We start from the raw sequence: 20,608 nt of genomic DNA, 5'->3' as shown, positions 1-20,608 counted from the left end.
TATATTTTTAAGGAAACTTTTGCGTAAAATAAAATAGATGTTTGAGGTTTGATTTGGAAAAAAAACGTTCTTCTAAATGGATATCAAGTTTATATGTACTATTGTTGCTAACGATTAATATTACTCAAGTAGTTAATATTACTCAAAATTCGAAATTCAACTTAGCTTTTTCTGATATATTAATTCCAATATTTCTAATTGGATCATTGACTCTATTAAAAACGAAAAAAATTCAGCAAATTTTTAAACATGTATTTATTTGGTTTATTCTACTATTATGGATTCTACTATGCGGAGTGAATGCACTTTTAAATGATGCGCTAGTGAATGCAGGTTTAATAGGTATTTTTGAAGAATTGGTAAAAACCGGAATATGTATCGTTTATTTTATGATAGGTTATTGGACACTTAATGAGATTAAGTTTAACTTATTTAAGAAATCTTGGTACTTATCAACCTTGATTTTTATTTTTGGTGGCTTTGTTATTTATGGTCTTTCAAGTAGAGGCATTTTGAATTGGTCGAGTAATCCTAATTACTCTTCTATGTACATGGGAACTGATTCTGATCCAAATCACGCAGCAACTTTTCTTTCGATTACTTTTTTTACCTTTGGTCTTTTTTCTCAATTTGCAACTCATAAAAGAGATAAAATGATGAATTATTTAATGATGTCATTATCTATTGTTGCATTACTTTTCACAGGTTCAAGAGGTGGGATGATTGGTTTTGTGATGGGTTTTGTTATAATCGTTATATATTATCTTTTTAAAAATTGGAAAATTTCATTAGCATTGGTTTTGATTGTTGGTATTCTGGGGATGACCTTCTTACTAATCGATCAATACACAATGGATAATTACTTCACAAAAAGAATGATTCATAAGTTGGTTAATATAGAAGCTGGAGTAGGAGAAAGAACAAGTTTAAGTAAAGTAGCTCTGTTAATGGGTTTAGATCATCCTATAATGGGAATCGGGCGTGGAAATTTTAGTCTCAACTCATTCAATTACTTTAATAAGATTGGAGTTGAATACATTGATAATATTCCACATAACACCTACTTTGGATTGTTTGCAGAAACTGGATTAACTGGGTTAATACTATTTTCTATGCCAGTCTTGTTAGTTTTGTTTGCGTTTTATCGTAGATATACAAGTAAAACCCATTCAATTAAGAATGAGTTTAGTACCATCGTTTGGCTGATTGCATCCTTGGCTGCAGTTGGAACACAAGCTTTTGTTTTAAATGTTGAAAATAGAAGGTTATTATGGTACTTGGCAGGCGTTTTACTATTTTCGCTTGAATCCGGAATTTCTTTTTCTAGTAACTCGGTAAAACAGAAATCAAAAGATAACTTATCTCTACTTTTGATACCACTGGTAATAATTTTTGCATGTCTGATGTACGCGTTACCAAATAAGGTATTCGTTCCAAGCGATGTAAAATCGATTTCACAATCATATGATTATGTGATTCCATATAAGGATTATAAAGCTGGGAAATTATACAATGTTGGATATGCATTATCAATAAATCAAAAAGAAAATGATGAAGAACTTGTATTACTTCATATCATTGAAGAAGATACGAATAGAAATAGAATAATATTAAATACTTATCATTATAAATGTGCAAATGGAGTAGCAATAGGAGAATTTATCCCTCAGAGATCAGATTCAAAAATAATATTGAACTTTAAAACTATAGATTCTCAATTGGATCAGTTTTATGTTCAACCATTATTTTTACATGACAAAAGTTTTGTTTATGATCTTACAAAATCATATTTTCTAAGAACAGATGAGACTGAGTATAAGTCAATTAGAAATAACAAGGTTGAGTATAGTGAATGGGTACAAAAAACAGATTTGGTAAATGGTATTTCTAAAACTTTTGGAGAGTTATTAAGTGTTCAGTCAATTAGGACGAGTGTATCAGATGATCTTTCAACAAAAGTTATCATTTCTATACGTGCACTTAAAGAAGTTAAATACAATGTATACCCACTTCTCTATGGATTTCCAAATGATTTGCATATTTTAAAAGATGACGATATTTCATTTGGTGGAGAATTGTATAAATTAGATAATATGGATCAAGTTCATTATTGGGAAGATAGTGAGATTAGAGAGTTTGTTTTTACGATTCCTAGAGAGTATGGTATATATAATTTAAAACTTGGACTGAGTTACATTGAGAATAACGAGACGAAGTATTTATATACTAATAATAGCGAAGTTGAGAATGAAAAATTATTGAATTTAGGATGGTTAAATCTAGATGAACAGCTTGAAGATTAGAGCTTTAATATAGATCATTAATCTGAAAAGGTGTTTCATTTACTTGGCATAGACATGAGATAGAGTATTTGATAGTATTTAGATAGAAAAAATATGTAATAAAGGATGTCCTAATGTTAAAAAGAGTTGAAATGATAATTGATAACCTTGATTTTTCAAAAACGTTTATCTATGATGATTTTAAAAAACGAGGAGTTTCGTATAATCAGTATTTTTTTGAGTGTATTGTTTTATCTAAGTACATTGAGAATAATGTAATTAATGATTCAATTATTGTCATAATGGAAAATTCATATGAATTGTCTCAATTTTATTTTTCTGTGATGATGACGGAAAAGAAAATTATGGTTATTGATCCTCAAAAAGGAAGTAATGAAATCAAGGGTATTTTAGAGTCTATTCCTCATACATTTTTAGTAGTAGATGATAAATTATCAAGTAATTTTTATTATGGACATTCTGTGGTTACAATGAGTGAAGTATTCAATGAGTTAGTCAAAGAAAAAAATGAAGATATAGATGTGAAAAAGAAAGTGATTGAAAGAATGCACTTAAGAGAGGATAATTGTCCATTTCTTGTGACATATACTTCAGGAACGTCGGGAGTAACCAAAGGAGTCGTTCATACACTCAACAACTTATTTGAAACCGCATTGGCTTTGAATGATAAAGTCAAAATCGCTGATGAAGGTGTTTTTTTACATGTTATGCCCATGACCTATATGGCAGGTATATTGAATTCCTTGATTGGTCCATTTCTAGCTGGAAATTCAATTGTTCTAATGCAAAGATTTTCTGTCATTACTGCAAGGAAATTTTGGGAGATAGTTATCCTTTATAATGCAAATGTTTTTTGGCTATCACCATCAATGCTGATGATGATTGATCAATTAGATAGGAGTGATAAGGGTGAAATCTATTGTAAACAACATAGAATGATCTTTTTAGTTGGAACAGCAGCACTCACTAGTAAAATTAGAGATCAATTCAATAATAGATATGGTGTAAATGTTTATGCAAGCTATGGATTATCTGAAACTTTGTTTATATCTGTTGAAACGGATGAATCATTAGCATTGTCGGAAGGTAATAGTGTTGGAGAATTACTTAATGGTGTAGATTTGAGACTTGATGAAAACAATGAAATTCGTATTAAAGTTCCATGGATGTTCTTGGGCTACACAAATGAAAACACAGAATCGTATTTTAATGATGGTTTTTATATGTCGGGAGATTTAGCAAAATTAGTTAAAGAAAATCTCTATATAACGGGAAGATCAAAGGATTTGATTATTAAAGGTGGAATGAATTTAAGTCCTGCTTTAATTGAAGCAATCGTTATTGAAAATGATGAAATTTTAGAATGTGCTGTAATTGGCGTATTTGATAAAACAGGTGAAGAAAAAATTTGTTGTGTTTATGTTAATAAAACTACAAATTTTAAGTCAGATGAAACTCAAATTAAAAGGTTGGTATTAGATAAATTAGGCAAGAATTATATGATTGATTACTTTTGGAATGTTAAAGCTCTAAGTCGTAATATTAATGGAAAGATAGACAGAAACCTAATTCGAACCGAGTGGGAGGCACAGAATGTCAACTAAAACCGAATTAATGGATGTAACCTTAAGAGATGGAAGTTATGCAATTAATTTTCAGTTTTCTGAATATGAAACGGAGAAAATAGGAAGAGAATTGGATAAAGCTGGAGTTCAATATATTGAGGTTGGGCATGGTATGGGATTAAATGCGAGCTCAGCAAAAAATGGAACAGCATTCTGTACAGACGAAGAATATTTGAAAGCAGCGCAATTAGGTATTACCAATGCTAAATATGGAATGTTTTGCATTCCAGGAATTTCAGAGGTTGAAGATTTAGATAAACTTGTCCAGTTTGGAGCGTCGTTCGTTCGTATTGGAACTAATATTGATGATGTTCATAAATCTGAACCATTTATTCGGAGAGCTAAAAAGCTAGGATTAGAAGTAATGGCAAACTACATGAAATCATATACAGCCTCCCCATATGAGTTTGCAGAAATGGTTAAGTTGTCAGAAGAATATGGAGCAGATGTAGTTTATATAGTTGATTCAGCAGGAAGTATGAGTCATTGTGAGATAGAGCAATACTATGATGCAATCAGAAGTGTGAGTAAAATAAAAATTGGATTTCATGGGCACGATAATCTCGGCCTAGGAGTTGCAAATTCATTATTCGCTTATAATAAAGGATTTGATTTTATCGATACTTCCATCATGGGAATGGGAAGAAGTGCTGGAAATGCTGCCACAGAGTTGATTGTTGCTAATATTATTAGGCGGTATAATGATAATCGATATGATTTGAAAAAAATATTGTCCTGTGGTGAAAAATATGTAAGAAATCTTTGGAGACACGGGCTGAGTTCGTTGGATGTTTATTGCGGACTGGCGGAATTTCATACGAGCTATATGAAATATATCCATAAAATATCTACTAAATATCGAGTGAATCCATTAGATTTGATAATGGCTTATAGTAATTATGACAAAGTGAATATGGATGAAAAAAAATTAGAAGAAATAGCGCAAACTTTAGTTAAAGACGAAGAACTTATTATGACAGAGTTTGGGTTTAATGAGTACATTGGAAATGAACAAAAAATTGGAGATGAAAAGTAAATGGTTTTAAAATTTGATCATATTTCTTTGATTGCAAATAGAGAATCAAAAGATTCAATAATGGATAACTTTAAGTCCACGTATAAGTTTCAAGAACTCAACTTAATGAATGTTCAAATCAAGAAGTTATTTATGAAAGAATGGCAGAATACACATGATTTGATATTTTTTGATGCAACGGAAGACCAACTTCCAATCGAAGTTATTTTATATGATTCAGTTCTTGATAAAACCAATGTAACGATTAACCAAAATACAATATATGGAAGTTATTCAAATTGTAAAACAGCGGTTAATTTTTTAAAGTGTATTTTTGGCAATAAAGTAAAATTTGAAAATAATATAATAACTTGTAATATGAGAGGCGTTTTAGATAAGCAAGATATTCATTTGGTTTTATCACCTTCCAATGATGTTGAAGTGTTTCTTGACTCTGCTGGCTATGGTGCTGTAACAGTATTTGTTAATAATTGTGCTTTTGAAAATTCACCGAGTACTTTAGTAACAGATTTTGAAACAACAATTGTTAATCAAAAAGCCTTACAAATTTGCTTTGCAAAATGTGATGCGATTAACATTATCTTTGAGCTAATTAAAATGGAAAGGAAGTAGCTTATGAAAATAATTGATTTAACATTTTGTATAGAAACTGAAATGCCGACATGTGGCACCCCTTGGCATCAGACCGTTGAAATAGAACCAATGGGATTAATCGATACAGTAGGTCGAAACACTCACAGATTGCTCATGGGATCACATGCTGGAACACATATGGATGCACCTTATCATTTTATTAAAGATGGAAAGAAAATGGAATCTTTGGATGTAAATTTAATGGTAGGTCCTGCAACAGTCGTTGATTTTAGAAGATTTAAAGCTGGATCAGTCGTTACTCTAGATGATGTTAGCGAATTATCAATTACGAGCCATATGATATTCGTTTTCGCTTGGTATCATCATTGGAAAACACCTCAGTATTATAAGGCTTTCCCATATTTTGAAACAGATGCTGTCCAATATTTAGTAGACCATGGAATGAAGTTTATGGCTTTAGATACACCATCTCCAGATGATGGAAGCTCTATTTCGAATTCAAAGTCAGTCGATTCACCAAATCACCAAATTCTGTTGGGTAATGAGATTATGATGGCTGAGTATTTAAATAATACTGAATCATTATTAGATGGCAAAAAGTATGAATTGATAGCATTGCCATTAAAAGTTTTAGGTTCTGATGGAAGTCCTGCAAGAGTTTTAGCTCGTGAAATTGAATAGATAGTTGGAGGATATATGATAAAAGAATGGATCAGTGAATGGTTTGTAAATAATGGAGTATCACTTAGCGATGTTGAAAATAACATGGGTAGTAATTATTTAGAAGTTGGGTTTTTAGATTCTTTAGGGTTTCTTGGATTGATTTCGGATTGTGAAGACCATTTTTCAATGGTTTTCTCTGACGATGATTTTAGTAACGATTTGATGTTTACGATAAATGGGTTATCTGAAATTATTAGTAATAAGGTTTCCTAGGTAATATTATGAATAGATTTGATGAGAAATATACAATTAGATTGGCGAATTATGAAGAAATTGATGAAGTGATGAATTTTATTAATATTCATTGGAAAAGAAATCATATTCTTGCAATTGATAGGAAGTTTTTTGAATATGAAATGGTAGTGGATGGAAGAGTTAACTTTCTGATTGCAAAAACGCATGAATCAAACGAAATTGAAGGACTTCTAGGTTTTTTACCATGTTCTGAATGTGCTGAAAAATTAGACGTTTGGGGAGTTGTATGGAAAACGATTGACGGAGCTGTTCCAATGCTTGGAATGGAGTTAAAAAAAAGACTTATGACGATTATCGGTGCAAGAACAGATCTAGGTGTTGGCGCAAATGCTGAAACATCCGTACCGTTATTAAGTAGGATTTATAAGTATTATACTGCTAAAATGAAGCATTTTTATATGCTGTCGGATGTGGAGCAATTTACTATAGCAAAAATCGAAAATAGACCTGTTCAAAAGCATCGAACAGATATAAGAACCGAAGTAAAGAAATTAGAAACGATTGAGTCGTTGAAAGAATTTTTTGATTTCAAAAATGTTTCTAATCAAATTCCTTATAAAGATGCATGGTATTATAATAGACGTTTTTATAGTCATCCGGTATATACGTATAATGTATGGGGACTATCGGATGATAATCATAATAAGGCACTTTGTGTGACAAAATCACAATTCTATAAAGGCGTTTCAATTGTAAGAATTGTTGATTACTTAGGTTGTCATCAGTTATTTTCTGGTTGTGGGGAATTTTTAAATCATTTACTCAAAGATAATGAATATATAGATTTTTATTTCGATGGATTTAATCCTCAGTACGCATTAGATGCTGGGATGGTTGAAAAAACTGACGATGATATGAACATCATTCCAGATTATTTTTCGCCTTTTGAACAAAAAAATATTGATATTTGGGTAGATAGTTCTAATCGAATAGACACTTGTTGCTTTTTTAAAGCGGATGGTGACCAAGATAGACCTAATTAATTGTTTTATAATAAATAAAGACGCATTACCTGAATATTTTCATATCAAAAAGTCATCAAATTCATGAGTGAGAGCCAGTACAAGCATATACGAGAGCCACTGTGTTCAAAACAGAGCCACCACCATACATGTGATGGCCCTGCAATCAGTTTACTTAATACCGTGACGTTCTCTCATTGAAATTTTACCATCAATTGTAATTGTATAGGAGTCATGAACAATTCGATCTAGAATTGCATCAGCCAGTGTATCCTCACCAATTTTCTCATGCCATCCTGCTGGTGACGATTGAGAGCAAAATATTGTTGAGTTGTTTTGGTGTCTAGTTTCAATTATTTCAAGTAAATCAAGTGCTTGTGCTCCTCGCAGTGGTGTTAATAGCCATTCATCGAGGATGAGTAACTTTACTTTCTTATAGCTTTTCATAACTTTTTTGTAGACGCCTTCACCACGCGCAATAGCAAGTTCTTCTAGCAACTCAGGAAGTCGTATATATTTAGTTGATAGATCGTTTCTACAAGAAGCATTTCCAAATGCACATGCCATGTAAGATTTTCCGTTTCCTGAAGTTCCACTTATGATGATATTCTTTTTATCATGAATGTAGCCGCATGTTGCGAGTCTTAATATTTGTTCTTTATTTAGTTTGCGATCAGCGTGGTATTCTATATCTTCAATACAGGCATTTGAATATCTAAATCCTGCTTTCTTGATGAGACAAGTGATTTTATTATTTTTACGTCGATACCACTCTTGATCTACTATTAAACCAACACGTTCTTCAAAGGTAAGAGACTGATAATTATCATCTGAGATTTGATTTTGAAAAGCTTCAGCCATTGCTGTTAAGCGCATTTCGCTCATTTTCTTAATTGTAGCTTGATTAATCATGTTTTTTCCCTCCATAGTAGTCTGCGCCTCTTGTGTAGCTGAATTCACTACTTCTAGGGAGCTCTAAAATATATTCATTTTTCCTATCTAACTTGTCTTGACCTGTTTTTAGGATGGTTTGAATACTTTTCAAACTTGGACTCGAAGTATACGTTAAGGCTCGATTACAAGCCTGTTCAAGTCTTTCTATGGAGTATTTATCTGCAAGTTTAACGATTCCCATTGCTGCTCGATAGCCTTGTTGTTTAACTTTGTGTGCAGCAAGAATTGAGTGCATTGTTATTTGAACATTTGGTCCAATATTTTTGGCCCATTCTGTAAATCTCTCAGAATCCCATTGAAGATATTTTTTATGATTATCAGGCATGTGATCCGGTAAAGTTACACGCTGATTTGGTAGCCCATGCAATCGCTTGTGGCTTGTAATACGATGATCTTCATAAAAAACTTCTATCGTTTCCTTGGAAATACGAATATGAACTTCACATTTAATGTATTCATGCGGAACTGAATAGTGCATTCGATCCGCACTTATGTGATAATCATACTGTACGGTAGCTTTCATCCAAGTGGCTATCTCGTATGAGGAAGCGGGTAATGGCATGAGAAAAGCTTTTTCTTCTTCCATAAATGCTGTTAATCTGCTTCCTGGCTTTTTTTGAAATGGTCTGGCATTAAACTCCTCAAGTTTTTCGCGTACTTCCTTATTGATTTCAGTAAGCGTAAAAAACTGTTGATTTCTGAGTGCGGCAATTATCCATGTTGTAATGTTGCCAACTGTACCTTCAGCTGATGCTTTATCTCTTGGCTTCCTAACCCGAGCAGGCAATACGACTGTGTTATAGTGTTCAGCCATCTCTTGATAAACCTTATTTATGATGGGATCGTATTTTGAAGCCTTTTCGACTCCCGTTTTAAGATTATCTGGAATAAGAATACGCGGAACACCACCAAGGAACTTAAAAGCGTTCTGATGAGCAGTAATCCAACTTTCACTAGTCATGTTTGTGAAAGCTTCAACATATGAGTATTGACTACATGGAAGCGTTGCTACAAAGATATATACCGGTGTTTTGGACCAGTCAAAATCATTTTCAAGTGATAAAGTTGTGCCTGCCCAGTCGACTTCCATCATTTCACCAGGTTTTCTTGAAATCCGCATGGTCGCTTTGGTAACTTGAGCATACTTCCTATAATGCCTTGAAAACTGACTGTAGCTAAATGGAATTTGTCCAGCTGAACGTGTATTTACTGTGTACTCAGACCATAACAGACTAAGTGTAACACCGTTTTTAGCGAGCTCTTTATGAATCAGCTCACAATCTGGCATTTGTCGTAAAGAAGGCGTTAAAGTTTTTTCGGGAAAAAGCATCAGATGTAAATCTTGATCGCATAAATTTTCCGTAATTGGCCACTCGACAGACATTTGCGTAGATTTCTTAAGGACATCTGCAACGGTGTTACGTGAACATTGACAGCTTGTAGCAATCCATCTGTTGCTCATACCTTGACTTTTAAGCCTTAGTATTTCTCGGTATTTGGTCATTATTTGACCTCCAATATAGTTATTTGTGCCTTTAGCACATGGAATAACTATACCCACTGGCTCTTGGGTGAACGAGGTGGCTCTAAAAAATGCACAGGGTGGCTCTTACTCATGATTTCAGTTGCTCTGATGAATGAAAATATTCAATTACCTGCGTCTTTGTATCTGTTCATAACACTTCACTGTATTTTCCACCATTTTCTCTAAAGAAAAATGACTTGATGTTTCAATAGCATTTTCAGACAGTGCAGAGATGTCCTTTTCAAGGGCATCTTTTATTGCGTGAATCAGGGCTTGTGTGGATTTTGGTTCGATGAGCCAGCCGTTGATGCCTTGTTTGACGATTTCACAGACGCCACCGACATCGGAGGCAATGACAGGGATGCCGCAGTTCATGGCTTCTATAAAAGTATAGGGAAGTCCCTCATCAATGGAGGGAGCTATAAGTAGATCGATTTGATCGTATGCGGTTGTGATTTGATCTGCTGCAAGATGACCATGGTAAGTGACACGGATATGGTGAAGGTCTCGAATACATTTTTCAATAGCTTCGCGGTATTCACCATCACCATAGATATGAAACGTTGGAAAATTAGGATCAGACAAGTCTTGACTCGTAAAATTTTGATCAAAATGTTGAAGCATTTCTATGAAATACTCAACACCCTTTTGATGGACCAATCGTCCTACAAAACCAATATGTGAAACTTCTGTACGAATACGTCTACTTGTATCAAACTTTGAAAGATCAATTCCATTGTAGATATGTTTTGTTTTTTGTGGATGAAATCCTTTTTTGATGAGTTCATCCACAGATTTTTGAGATACAGCTAATGTGATTTCGTCGATATTTTTGAACGAAGTGAAAAAAAGTTCAACGAGTTTGACAAACTTAAAATGAGGCAGTATCCAGCCGTGAGTTGTGGAGATGACTTTATATTTTGAACGGTGAATGAGCCGATTGTAAAGCGTGATATAACGTCCTGTTGCAATCCCGCGTGCGGCTTGTAGATGTAAAATATCTGGATTTAGGTCTCTTATAAGGCGGGCGATTTTAAAGAAGTTTTTTGGACTTCGACTTATAGGAAACACATGAGTCGAAAGCTCAGGAGTTACACCTTTATCGATGGGATTACCTTCAGTACAGATGAGATACGGTGCGTATTGATCGATAGGTAAATGATTGATGAGATCTAGTGTGTGTTTTTCGCTACCACCGTAAGTAGTGCCATTTAAGATTAGATAAACAATGTTTTGTTGGTTCATAAAGCGCTCCTTGTAGGTTCTTTGGTGTTGAATAGTGATTTATGAGTGACTGCTTTCTTGTCTTAGCAAATTGTATTCATCCACATTATATCATTTTTATTTAACCTCACGATAACTTATATTTCACATTGAAGTTATATAATGACAACTGGTGCTAAATGTTATTTGCGTCAAATCTACTCAATTCAACGGGTAGGTTGAACGGTGAAATTATATGTTTTTTTACAACAAAATCGCTCAAAAAAATAGTAACAAAGTAACAGAAAATGATGATATAAAATTGTGAGAAATTACGGATTTATTGATTGCTAGACACTTCGATTTTCAACCATATAAAAAAGTTTTTGTGAAAAGAAAACAAATTGTAAACACTTTGATTGACTTATAGAAGGATTTTTTATAACTTGTAATAGAGAATTACGAAAATATTACAAATTGTAAATGATTTTTTATGATATAACTATAGAATGGTGCTCAAAACTGGTAGTAATTTATAGAATTAGACTAGGCGGTAAACAGGAATGAAAAACGGCAATCAGCATATTCAAAAGAAAGAAAAAATCAGTACGCAATTCATTACGAAAACAACAAGTAAGAATGCTCGAATAATCCAAGGGGTGGTACTAACTCTTGGCATTTTTGCGTTTTTTGCTTTTGCGTATTGGCTGAACCTTCCAGAAGAAGGCGCGCATGCGACATCGGCAAGTAAAGTGATGTTCGCGACTGCGCAAGTGACGGAGATATTATCAGATAACGCAAGTCCAGATACATGGACTGAGGGATTAAGAATTGGAACACAGGAACTCAATCTTGAGTTAAAAAGTGGTGAGTATAAAGGAAAAGAACTTTATATGATCAATTACCTCAATGCGTACAATAATATTGATTTAAAAGAAGGTACAAAAATTATCGTTAGACTGGATTACGATGAGCAAGGCGAACCGTACGTGACATCAATTGTCAATTATAACAGAGGACCGATGCTCATAGGACTTGCGGTGATCTTTATCGGAAGTTTGGTTGTGATCGGTGGTAGAAAAGGTATCGCTGCAACGGCTGGATTGGTCTTTACAATTTTCAGTATCTGGTATGTTTTGATTCCTTTATTAAGGAAGGGATTTCCAACGATACCAAGCGCAATCTTTATTGTAGCAGTTACGACATTTATCTCACTGGTAGTCCTTAATGGATTTACAAAGAAGACTTGGATCGCAGTTGTTGGGTGCGTTGGCGGTGTTGCAATCGCGGGATTAATCGCCATGATTGCAGGAAAAGTTAGCCCAATTAACGGTTTTAATATGGCAGAAGCAGAAGAATTGGTTTTAAGATCATCGGATGAAGGCTTAAAAATAACTGGACTTTTAGTCAGTGGTGTATTAATCGCCTCTCTTGGGGCAGTAATGGACGTCGCGTTAACCATTACCTCAGCAATCGCAGAACTTAAAGAGATGAATCCAAAAGCGAAAGCCACTGAACTGTTTAGATCAGGCATGAATATTGGAAAAGATGCGATGGGTACCATGGCAAATACATTAATTCTCGCTTTTGCAGGTGCATCACTTAATATGTTGGTACTTTTTAGAATGTTTGACTATCCGTACTTACAAATCTTTAATAGCGACATGATGGCGATTGAGATCATTCAAGGTCTTGCAGGTTCTATTGGAATCGTACTCACTGTACCGCTTGTGGCATTTTTAGGAGCGACATTTTACGGGAACAAACATTTAACGAAGAGTCATTAGTAAAGGATAGTAACATTCATTACCAATAACAAAGCATTTAAGTCCATTTACTATATGGATATTCTTGTATAAATCACTTATACAATTCACATATCACATAATTTTTATCAAAATTAACAAAAATTTATCAAGGGGGCAACATGAAGACGATGAAAAAACATCTCAGTTTGGTGATGGCGATTTTAATCATTATCACCTCGATGGGCGTGCCTGTATCAATTGCTGATGCACCAGCGCAGGCAGACCACATCATTATTAGTCAAATTTATGTAAATGGCGGTACTACAGGTTCCACATACAAAAATGACTTTGTAGAACTTTATAACCCAACTGGATCTGCACAAGATTTAAACGGTTGGTCCGTTCAGTATGCAGCAGCAGGTGAAGGTAAAGTATTTGCTGCTGTAGCACTAACAGGGACAATTCAACCAGGTGCATATTACTTAGTCAAACTAGGTGGTGGTTCAACTGGAATAGATCTACCCGCTTTTAGTGCGTCTGGAACGAATAACATGAGTGGTTCGGGTGGAAAAGTTGCTTTAGCTAAAAAAGCAACTGCAGTTACTGGAAAGGCAGATGTTGATGTAGTTGACTATGTTGGATTTGGTTCTGCATTCGATTATGAAGGAACAGGAGCAGCTGCAGTTCCATCATCAAATACAACACAGTCAATCATTCGTGCATTTGAGGGCGTAGATACAAATAACAACAATACAGATTTTACAAGTGGAACAGTTAACCCAAGAAATAGTGCACAACCAGCAGAGACAAAATGCGCTGCAGTTACAGCAAGTGTGCCTGCAGGGGTCGTTTTATCAGGAACAAAAGTAACACTATCAACAACGACTGCAGATGCAGTTGTGCAATACAACACAGAAGCAGCAGATGCAGTAAACTGGACATCAGGTTCGGTTATTTATATCACAGGAGACACAACTGTTTATGCAAAAGCATTAAAAACAGGTCTTGAAAACAGTGATGTAAAAACATTTGCATACACAATAGATACAAGAGCGCCACTTACAACAGCGGAAGCAAAAGCAACGGCCTTGGATACTGAAAATGTCATCGTTAAAGGCGTTGTAACGTATATTTCTGGTAAAACGGTATACGTTCAAGATACTACGGGTGCAATTGGACTTTACTTAACTTCTAATGCAACGAACTTAAAAGTTGGTGATTTAGTAGTAGCCAAAGGAAAACGCGCTTTATTTAATAATCTAATTCAGTTGTCGGGGATCAGTGAAGCATCTATCGTAGTGGAATCTTCAAATAACGCTACACCTGACAGAGGAACTGCGACGATAGCAGACATAATTGCAACGCCTACGGATAAAACACTTGGTTATAACCGTATGTGTGAATTCGTAAAAATTAGTGGTGCAACCCTTTCTTCATTAAGTGAATTATCACAAGGTACAGACAAGCTTACAATAGACCCAGTTACATTAGCATCTTTCCCAGGTGTAGCTGAGGGAGATAAAGTGGATGTTACTGTAAGAGTTTATGGTGCCTCTACAGGCGTAAAAGCACAAGTTGTTACCATGTCAAAACAAGGTGCTGCAGATAAATTATTTGTGTCATCTACACCAGATGTAGCAACTGTAAACAGCGGTGAAAAAATCACGATCACTTGTAGTGATGCAACTGCAAAAATCTACTATACACTTGATGGATCTACTCCAACAACAGCGAGTACACAATATTCTACTCCTGTTGAAATAACAGGCGCTATCGGTGCAAAAGTGACTTTAAAAGCAATAGCAAAAGCAGATGGCAAAACAGATAGTGACCTCTACTCTAAAGAATTCACGATCAAAGATCCAAATGCTGTAATGAATATTAAAGAAGCTTTAGCACTTGGTACAACAACGACTGAAAATGTAAAAGTTAAAGGTACACTTGTTTACCTCGTTCAATCATATAAAAATCCAGTGATTCAATCAGAAATTGATGGAAAAATGTATTCTTTATATGTATTTGGTAGTGCACCTACAGGCGCAAAAATTGGTGATGAAATTCAGTTTACTGGAAAGTATTCCATGTACAATGGTGTTCCACAAATGACACCAAACAAAACAGATGGATCTTCTATTATCAAAACAAGTGACGTTAGAATTGCGCCACAAGAAGTGACGATTGCAGAATTGAAAAAAGAATGCAAAAACATGCTCAGCAGATTTGTCAAAATTAAAAATGTAACTTTAAGTGCATATGATGCAACAAATACCACGGTTTCAAATGGTACAGATTCAATCAACATTTATAAGGCAGTTCCTTATCCAAGTCAAGTCGTTGCAGGAGATGTCGTAGATTTATACGCAGTCGTAACTCTTGATAAGAGTGGAAACGCTCAATTGTATACGGGTCCAGCTGAAGATAATGGCATCGCAGTATATGATGTTGCAAACGATACAAAAGCACCAGTTGTAACATTAAATGAAAGCTATTTAGCTGCTAAACCTGCACAAGATTACAATGTAAGTGTTAAAGCAGAAGATAACAAAGGTATTAAAGATGTAAAAATCACTTACACAATCGGTAAAACAGTGAAATCTGATGTTGCGATGACTTTTGACAAGGCAAACAACAATTACCGTTTTACAATACCAGGTACAGAAATCGTTGGTTCAGAAGATGTGATTAAATTCACTGTAACTGCAACAGACGTTTCAAATTTAACAACAACTTCAAAAGAACAAAGCATTATCATTGATAATAAACCACAAATCACATCCGTTTTACCTGCAAGAAATGCAAGTACTGGCGATGTGAAAAATCCATTAATCGCGGTAACTTTAGGTAATGCGGATACAAATCCTATAGTTAAAGTAACCATTAAAAAAGATAAAGAAGTAATAGTAGCAGATCAGTTAATGACTGCTGTTGAACAAGACAAAAAATACAGTTACCAAACAAGTACCCTTGCTGATGGTACGTATAATGTAACAGTTACAGTTACACGTACTGATAAACAAACAAATTCTACAACTTGGAATTTCGTAGTAGGAACACCTAAATTTAGAGCATACTTTGGTCAGTTACACGCCCATACTGCTCAATATTCAGACGGTTCAGGTACTTTAGCAGATGGTCTAAACTATCTCAAATCTTTAGATGCAAGTGAATCAGTAGATTTTGCTGCATTTACAGATCACTCGAACTACTTTGATACAACTGCAACACCAAATGTTGCAGGCGCTATGAATGATGCGTCGCTTATGACTGCAGACAGTTTAGCAAAATGGAACACATATAGAAATGACGCATATGCTTTCAATGAAGCAAATGCAGGTTCTAAAGTAGCTTTACCAGGTTATGAGATGACATGGTCAGGTGGCCCTGGACATATTAACACATTTAACTCAAATGGTCTCGTAAGTAGAAATAATAAAGATTTAAATAACAAGTCAGCTGATGCAGGCTTAAAAGCATACTATGCAGAATTGATTAAAAATCCAGATCCAATGATGAACTTATCACAATTTAACCATCCAGGTGTAACGTTTGGTACATTTGCAGATTTCGCTTACTATTCACCATCAATTGACAACAAAATGGTTGCAGTTGAAGTAGGTAATGGTGAAGGTGCAATCGGTTCAGGTGGATATTTCCCAAGTTATACAGAATATACAAAAGCACTTGATAAAGGATGGCACGTTGCTCCAACAAATAACCAAGATAACCATAAAGGTAAATGGGGTAATGCCAACACAGCAAGAACTGTTATCATTACTGATGAATTCTCAACAACAGGTCTTTTGAGAGGTTTGAAAGACAGATCAGTATACGCTACAGAAGATAAAAACTTAAACATCAACTATACTGTAAATGATCAAAAGATGGGTAGCGTGATTGCAGAAGTACCTACAACTGCTTTACAGTTCAATGTAAAAGTAAGTGATCCAGATAGTGATGATGTTATTTCAAAAGTTGAAATTGTAACAAATAGTGGAAGAGTAGTAGCAAATGGAACTTTTGTTACAAATGATGTAGAATGGAACTTTGAGATGCCATCAATTCAAGGTTACTATTATGTAAGAGTGACTCAAGCGGATAAAAATATCGCTGTAACAGCACCAGTTTGGATTGGACAAGCGCCACTCGTTGGTATTAGTTCACTCGAATCAGCAACAAGTATGCCGGTTACAAACGAAGCTCTAAGCTTGAAAACAACGTTATTTAACAACGAATCATCACCTGTAACTGTTTCATCTGTAGAGTACAGTGTGAACGGTAAAGTGGTAGCGTCAGAAACTCCAAATGCTCAAGTTGCAGCTACTGGAACATATGCACACACTTTATCATATACGCCAACGAAAGCAGGAAACATGGTTGTGACTGCTAAAGTGACAATCTTAATTGGTACTCAAATAAAAGAATTTACGCAAAGCATTACTTTAAATGTAAGAGATGCAAATAAACTCGTATATGTAGGTATTGATGCAAGTCATTACAATGAATATGTAAACGGTAACTACAAAGCAAGCATGGGTAACTTTGCAAACTTAGCAGTTCAAGCGGATGTTCGTGTCGTTGAACTTAAAACAAGTGAAGAGTTAATCGCAGCTACTCAAAATCCAAAATACAAAATGTTAATTTTAACACCACCAACGAGAAGAAATGGTAGTGCGATCTTATTTGGATATAAGAGCTATTCAGAAGCAGAAGTTGCAGCGATTAAAGCATTTGCTGAAGCTGGAAATACCCTCATCATAACAGGTTGGGGTGATTATTATGAAAGTTACGACAAATATGCAGATGGAAAAGATACACCGTTTAAACTGCCAGCTGCAGACCAAATGTCAGCAACTCAAAATGTATTATTAAATGCTATTGGATCATCTTTAAGAATTTCAGATGATGAGATTAAAGATAAAGTTAATAATGGTGGTCAAGAACCACGTCTTTACCTCACTAACTACAATATGGCAAATCCTTTCGTAAAAGGCGTTAAGCCAGATGCGCAAAAATATTCAAATTACGGTGGATCTACAATTTATACAATTGATGCGAACAAACAACCATCTACTGTAATTCCGTCAACTGTAAGTCCTATCGTATATGGTCACTTAACAAGCTATTCGTCAGATGATGATGGAGATGGTACAACAGGTATTAAAGGGGTTTCTGTTCCTAAATACTCGGATAAATACATGGTAGCAGCGTCTGAAACCATCACGTATCCAAATGGAAAGACAGCAACAATTATCGCAGCAGGTGCAGTATTCATGAGTAACTTCGAAGTTAAAGCAGAACTTGATAACTTCACTACACCTGAATATAGTAACTACACAATTTCTGAAAACATCGTAAACTTTATCAATCCAGCGACAATTACATCGATTAAAGATGTTCAATCTGCTGAAGAAGGCGAATCATTTACAATTAGAGGTATCGTTACTTCAAATGCATCTGGATATGATAAAGATACTGCATTCTTTGACTGTATCTACGTTCAAGATGCAACAGCAGGTATCAATGCATTCCCAGTAGCTGGAGATGTAAGAGCTGGTCAAACAGTTGAAATCAAAGGTGTGACAAGTTCATACAATGGCGAACGTCAAATCGCAGTTCAAAAAGTAACCATTATTGATGAATCAATTAAGGCGTTACCAAGACCAATTGTACTTGCAACTGCTCAAGCTGCAAAAGCAAGTAATTTAGGTAGTATCATTCAAGTATCAGGTAAGATCACAAACCTTGCATATGCTAATGGCGTGATTGAAAGCATCTTTGTAAAAGATGGATCAGGTATTGAATGTCGTGTATTCATTGATGGTTATATCACAAAGGCAAAAACAATTGAAAATTTAGCAGTTGGTGCTAATATAACTGCAGTTGGTTTATCTTCTATTGATACTGAAGGCGCAAGAATTAGAGTCCGTGATCGTGCAGACGTTGTTTGTACACCTGGCACAAACACAGATCCTGTAGCACCACAACCTAATCCAGTAGAACCAACAAAACCAGTTGAGCCTACAAAACCAGTAGAACCAACAAAACCAGTTGAGCCTACAAAACCAGTAGAACCAACAAAACCATCTACAGGAACTGTAGAGATTAAAGAAACAAAACAAGAAAAGGGTCAAACTGTTGCTCCAGTTCCGGTAGAAGCAGTTAAAGAACTTGTTGCAAAAGTAGATGCTAAAGATGAAAAAGCTGTGCTTGAAATCAAAGTTGATACTAAAGCCGACGAGAAAGAAGTTAAAGTTGTAATCGATGCAAAAGCATTTGAACAAATTGCAAATGAAACAAGCGCAAGCGTAAAAGTAGCGACAGGCGTAGGTAGCGTACAATTTGATAAAAATGCAGTAGATACAATTGGAAATGCAGGTACAGGTAATGTAAGTGTTGAAATTGCATCACTTGATACAAAAGCACTTTCTGAAGAAGTTAAAAAAGTAGTTGGTGATCGTCCTGTTTACGACTTTATAGTGACAGTTGGCGACAAAAAAGTCTCTTCATTTGGTGAAGGAAACGTTCAAGTAAGCTTACCATATGAGTTAAAAGTTGGTGAAAATCCAGAATCAATCGTAATCTACTACGTAGATGACAATGGTAACCTTAAAACAATGAGAGGCAATTACAACCCTGCTACAAAATCTGTTGAATTCGTTACAGATCACTTCTCTAAATATATGATTGGTTACCAATCTGTGTCATTTAAAGATGTGAAAGCAAATGATTGGTTCTTTAGCCCTGTAGCATTCGTTACAGCTAGACAAATTGCAAGTGGTACAAGTGCAGATTCATTTAATCCAAACAAAAATATCACAAGAGCAGAATTCTTAGTGATGATGATGAATGCATTTGGCATCCAAGCAGACAAGTCATTAACAACAAACTTTGCTGATGCTGGTAACACTTACTACACACCATACCTTGCAACAGCTAAGGCTATGGGAATCACAACGGGTAAAGGCAATAACACGTTTGCTCCAGATGCTTTAATTAGCAGACAAGAAATGTTTACAATGCTTTACCAAACATTGGTATTAATTAAAGAATTACCTTCAAACACTGGCGTTCAGAACTTTGCAAGCTTTACAGATGCAGCTTCAGTGGCGTCATATGCAAAAACTGCAATGCAAGCGTTAGTTGAAGGTGGTTATGTAACAGGTAATAACAATCAACTTAATCCAAATGGCAATGCAACTAGAGCTCAGGTAGCGGCTATTCTTTACAACTTGCTCAATATTAAATAGTTAAACAGATAAGTGGTTAAATTGTAAAGATACCAAACAGAAAGACTTGATAAATGTGATTTGCATTAGACGGCACTAAGAGAAATCTTAGTGCCGTTTTTTATTTGAAAGAGTACGATGCATAGAATTGAGATGATTCATTATATCTATATGATGTAGATAATGTATTTTTATTCTCAAATATAGACTATATATACAAGATATTGAGAATAGATAGCAGATTGAAGGTAATCGTATTTGAAATTGAAAAAATTGAAATGTTGAAAGTGCTTGTATGTGTTGAAAAACAATTATAAAAAAATTTTTATATATTTCTGAATTCGTTGCCATTTTCGGTTTACTTTTTTGTAATCAAACGTTATAATGAATATTAACGTAATGTTAATTGTGTGAACTTTCTGAAATGAAAATGAACACAGTGTGACAAATAGTT

General features: G+C 34.7%; 12 protein-coding genes. 9 read left to right on the top strand and 3 right to left on the bottom strand.

Annotated elements, in window-relative coordinates; genetic code table 11:
* Positions 1-53: 53 nt before the first annotated feature.
* The 7 genes from ACZ41W_RS10230 (at position 54) to ACZ41W_RS10200 (ending at position 7,519) form a co-directional block, all read left to right on the top strand.
* Positions 54-2,303, top strand: coding sequence for an O-antigen ligase family protein (locus ACZ41W_RS10230; RefSeq protein WP_464311883.1), 2,250 nt, complete (start codon positions 54-56; stop codon positions 2,301-2,303).
* Between the two features lie 113 nt (positions 2,304-2,416).
* Positions 2,417-3,907, top strand: coding sequence for a class I adenylate-forming enzyme family protein (locus ACZ41W_RS10225; RefSeq protein ID WP_464311882.1), 1,491 nt, complete (start codon positions 2,417-2,419; stop codon positions 3,905-3,907).
* Complete coding sequence (locus ACZ41W_RS10220; protein ID WP_464311881.1) at positions 3,897-4,964, top strand: 4-hydroxy-2-oxovalerate aldolase; 1,068 nt, start codon at positions 3,897-3,899, stop codon at positions 4,962-4,964. The genes ACZ41W_RS10225 and ACZ41W_RS10220 overlap by 11 nt, the downstream gene beginning before the upstream one ends.
* Positions 4,965-5,576, top strand: coding sequence for a hypothetical protein (locus ACZ41W_RS10215; protein ID WP_464311880.1), 612 nt, complete (start codon positions 4,965-4,967; stop codon positions 5,574-5,576). It abuts the gene before it with no gap.
* Positions 5,577-5,579: 3 nt separating this feature from the next.
* Entirely contained in the window at positions 5,580-6,239 is a 660-nt protein-coding gene (locus tag ACZ41W_RS10210) for a cyclase family protein (RefSeq protein WP_464311879.1), read from the top strand.
* Between the two features lie 15 nt (positions 6,240-6,254).
* Entirely contained in the window at positions 6,255-6,494 is a 240-nt protein-coding gene (locus ACZ41W_RS10205; protein ID WP_464311878.1) for a hypothetical protein, read from the top strand.
* Positions 6,495-6,502: 8 nt separating this feature from the next.
* Positions 6,503-7,519, top strand: coding sequence for a hypothetical protein (locus ACZ41W_RS10200; protein WP_464311877.1), 1,017 nt, complete (start codon positions 6,503-6,505; stop codon positions 7,517-7,519).
* A 150-nt stretch (positions 7,520-7,669) separates the two neighbouring features.
* On the opposite strand, the gene istB is transcribed toward ACZ41W_RS10200, so the two are convergent.
* The 3 genes from istB to ACZ41W_RS10185 all read right to left on the bottom strand — a co-directional run bounded on the left by istB (position 7,670) and on the right by ACZ41W_RS10185 (position 11,222).
* Positions 7,670-8,410, bottom strand: a complete 741-nt coding sequence (istB, locus tag ACZ41W_RS10195; protein WP_464311876.1) for an IS21-like element helper ATPase IstB — start codon at positions 8,408-8,410, stop codon at positions 7,670-7,672.
* Positions 8,403-9,956 carry an IS21 family transposase gene (istA, locus tag ACZ41W_RS10190; RefSeq protein WP_464311875.1) on the bottom strand — a complete coding sequence of 518 codons (1,554 nt, stop codon included), beginning with the start codon at positions 9,954-9,956 and terminating at the stop codon, positions 8,403-8,405. Before istA ends, istB begins: the two co-directional genes overlap by 8 nt.
* A gap of 147 nt (positions 9,957-10,103) precedes the next feature.
* A complete protein-coding gene (locus tag ACZ41W_RS10185) occupies positions 10,104-11,222 on the bottom strand; it encodes a glycosyltransferase family 4 protein (protein ID WP_464311874.1) in 1,119 nt (372 codons plus the stop codon).
* A 521-nt stretch (positions 11,223-11,743) separates the two neighbouring features.
* Here ACZ41W_RS10185 and ACZ41W_RS10180 point away from each other — a divergent pair.
* Both ACZ41W_RS10180 and ACZ41W_RS10175 read left to right on the top strand, forming a co-directional pair.
* A complete protein-coding gene (locus ACZ41W_RS10180) occupies positions 11,744-12,967 on the top strand; it encodes a YibE/F family protein (RefSeq protein WP_464311873.1) in 1,224 nt (407 codons plus the stop codon).
* Positions 12,968-13,107: 140 nt separating this feature from the next.
* The gene (locus ACZ41W_RS10175) at positions 13,108-20,175 is read left to right on the top strand and encodes an S-layer homology domain-containing protein (RefSeq protein ID WP_464311872.1); all 7,068 of its coding nucleotides are present in this window, start codon (positions 13,108-13,110) and stop codon (positions 20,173-20,175) included.
* Positions 20,176-20,608 lie beyond the last annotated feature (433 nt).

Source organism: Fusibacter fontis, assembly GCF_055378735.1.
Note: the sequence above shows the minus strand (reverse complement) of the source record. Positions and strands in the feature narration are given on the sequence as shown.